Annotated in this window: 1 protein-coding gene; it reads left to right on the top strand. The window is 76.1% G+C overall.

Annotation, left to right across the window (positions count from 1 at the left end; genetic code table 11):
* A partial coding sequence (locus SM757_RS34645) for a hypothetical protein (protein WP_322468815.1) occupies nt 1-3265 on the top strand: 3265 nt, incomplete at both ends.

The raw sequence follows: 3265 nt of genomic DNA, 5'->3' as shown, positions 1-3265 counted from the left end.
GCCGGTGGCGGAGGCGAAACGCCCGCGCCGGACTGCGCCTGCGGCGGCGGCAAGGGCGCATCGCCCGCGGGCCCCGGCGCCGCCAACCCCGGGACGGGTCCGGCCCAGGGCGGCGACGCCCCCAAGGGCCTGGACGGTCAGGTGCAGGCCGAGGAAACCTTCTACGCGGCGCGCAATAAACCCAAGGAGTTCTTCAAGGAGCAGGTCGGCAGCACGGGCGGTGACGTCGAAACCTCGCTGCGCAACAAGGTGCGCAGCGTCTACCAGGCTTTCGAAGGCGGCTGGGCCGGCACGGTGGACGAGGCCGGCGTGGTGGGCGCGCTGCGGGGCCTGAGCGCCTACAAGGGCCGCGCGCTGGAAGAGGTGATGTACGGGCGCACGCTGCCCGGTCACATCCTGGACGTGGACCTGCGCCGCGCCCTGGGCCCCAAGAGCGGCGAGTACGGCGCCGCGCGCGCCTACCTCGGCGGCGACCACCTGGCCGGCGCGCGTTTCGAATTGCGCGACTCGGTGGGCATCTTCAACGACGACGAGGCCCGCATCGAGGCCGTGCTGCGCGCGCTGCCGCCTGACGAGCTCAAGGCGCTGGGCCAGGACGCGGCGCTGCGCCGCGACGTGGGCGAGGCCCTGGGCGGCACCGACCGGCAGGTGTTCGACGCGCTGCTGCAGGGCGACCACGCCCTGGCCGACGCCTGGCGCATGCGCGACGCGGTGGACGAGGCGCGGCGCGACGGCAAGCCGGTGGCGGCCCTCATCGAGCGCTACACGGGCGCGCCGGACGAGGGCGACTGGCGCGCCACGCAGGAGATGACGGGTGAGGCGCGGCGCGCGGCGGTGGTGCAGGCGCTGGGCGGCATCGTGGCCGACGCCGACGTGGCCTACGCCGCGGGCAGCGGCGGCGTGGCGGCCATGAGCGCCACCGACCGCGCCGTGGCCTGGGTCACGCGCGACATCCAGGTGCAGGTGGGCGGCGGCGACATGCCGCCGCAGACCGTGACGCTGCGCGTGGAAGGCGCGCAGCGCGACCTGGCCGTGGCGCTGCTGCGCCATGGCGCCAACAGCACCGAGGCGCGCGTGGCCCGCCTGGGGGTGGAGCTGCAAAGGGGCGGCGAGCCGCCGGACCCGCTGCAGATGGACCGCGCGCTCTACGACGAGCGCTTCATGCCTGACCGGCCGGGCGCCACGCGGGAAGAGCGCGAGGCCAACGAGGCCGCGCGCCGCGCGGCACGGCTGGACCGCCAGCGCCTGCTGCTGCTGGCCGCGCAGGCCTACACGCCCGGCGCCGCCGGCGGCGCGGGTGCCGGCGCGGCGCTGGATCCGCAGGCCGTCATGAAGCCCGGCTTCCAGCCGGACCAGGCCCAGGTGCAGGCCAGCCAGGACGCGCTGGTGCAGCGCATGAACGAGCGCTTCGGCAGCGACACCGTGGGCGCGTCGCTCGCGCGCGGGCTGCTCACCGAGGAGCGCCCAAGCGCCGACACCGTAGCGCTGGCCATGCGCCACGCCACGCTGGAGCGCAGCGGCACCAACGAGGAGCTGCTGTTCCGCTTCACCGAGCGCATGACGCGCGACGAGATCGCCGACATGCGCCAGGCCTTCCGGCGCCAGACCGGCCAGGAGCTGGACGCCGTGCTGGGCACCTTCCAGGGGGGCGACGTGCTGCCCGAGCTGTCGGGCGACGACCGGCTGCGCATGGAGCGCGCCCTGCGCGGCGTGGCCCGCACCGACCAGGAGCGGCTGGAGGCCGCCGCCTTCGCGCTGCAGCAGCAGCGCCGCGAGGCCGGCGGCTTGGGCGCCTCCCTGGCTGAAGGCACGATGGCCGACCAGGCCATGGGCGCCTACGAGCAGCAGGTGCGGTTGCTGGCCGGCGGGCCGGTGGCCTTCAACGCCCGCGGCGAGCTGATCGGCAGGCTGCCCAACTTCGACGCCACCACCGGCGCCTACACCGGCCGGGACCAGGACAACTTTGCCGGCGTGGTGAACACGGCGCAGTCGGTAGCCGAGTCGTACTCGGCGCGCATAGACGCCTTTGCCGACGTGACGACCACGGGCATCGCCATCCTGGGCGCGGTGGCCGCCGCCGTGATCACGGTGGCCACGGGCGGCGCGGCCGCGCCGCTGATCGCCGCGGCGGTGATGACGGGGCTGGCCTCCATGAGCGCCAACTACGCCCTCAAGGGCGGGCGCTACGGCTGGGAGCAGGCGGCTGTGGACTTGGGCATGACGGCGGTGCAGGCGGTCACGGCCGGCGTGGGCGCGCAGTTGGGCGCGGCGGCGCAGGTGGCGTCCAAGGGCGCGGCGGCGGCGGGCACGGCCAGCCGCACGCTGCTGAGCCTCTCGCGCCTGTTCACGGGCAACCCCGTCGTGGACCAGATCGTCATAGGTGCGCTCACGGGCTCGCTGGGCGGCCTGAGCGGCGCGGCCTTCGACGAGCGCACCTGGGAAAAGGGAGGGGCCGACGCGGTGGGCGCGCTGTTCACCGGGCTGATACGCGGCGCGCTGGCCGGCGGCGCCACGGCGACGCTGAGCCAGTCGGTGGAGGCGCTGGGCCGCAACGGCGCGGCCATCGCCGAGCGCGCCCGCGCCCTGGCCGCGCAGGGTGGCGTGCTGCGCACCGTCGTGGGCACGGCCGGGCGCGGCGTGGGCGCGCTGGGCCAGGGGCTGGACAAGGCGCTCAACGCCTCCGCGGGCGGCGGCTTCGGCAGCACCGTGTCGGCCGTGGCGCGGCGCAGCCTGGCGCGCGGGGCCCTTTCCAGCCTGGGGGCCGTGGGCGGACGCGGCGCGGAGCTGGCGGTGGACAGCGCCAGCGGCCATTTCAAGGGCGATGCCGGCGACGCGCTGCTGCAAATGGGCCAGGCCGGGCTGCACGCCTTCATCCAGGGCCTGGGCGAGGGCGGCGGCGAGGCCTTCGGCCAGGCGCGGCACGGGCGGGCGCTGGCGCAGTTGAGCGACGCCATTGCCGCCGAGCGCGCCAGCCAGGGTTTACAGCCCCTGTTGCCGCACGACCTGGAGGCCGCCGCCGCCGACCTCATGCACATGAACCACGTGAGCGAGGGCGACGCGGTGAGCCGCGAAATCAACCTGCAGCACGTGGCCGAACAAGGCGGCCTGCACCCCGCGGCGGGCGCCGAGGGCCAGGCCGCCCCACACCCGGCCGGTGCGGGCGAGGGCGCCACCCCGCCGCGCGCTGCCGCCACCGAACCCACGCCGGCCGAGGCCGCCACGCCCGCACGCCCGGCCCAAGCCGACACCGAAGGCGCCGCCGCCC

Origin of the sequence: Azohydromonas lata (assembly GCF_034427735.1) — a bacterium.
GTDB classification, from domain to species: domain Bacteria; phylum Pseudomonadota; class Gammaproteobacteria; order Burkholderiales; family Burkholderiaceae_C; genus Azohydromonas; species Azohydromonas lata.
This window is presented reverse-complemented; position numbering and strand designations above follow the sequence as displayed.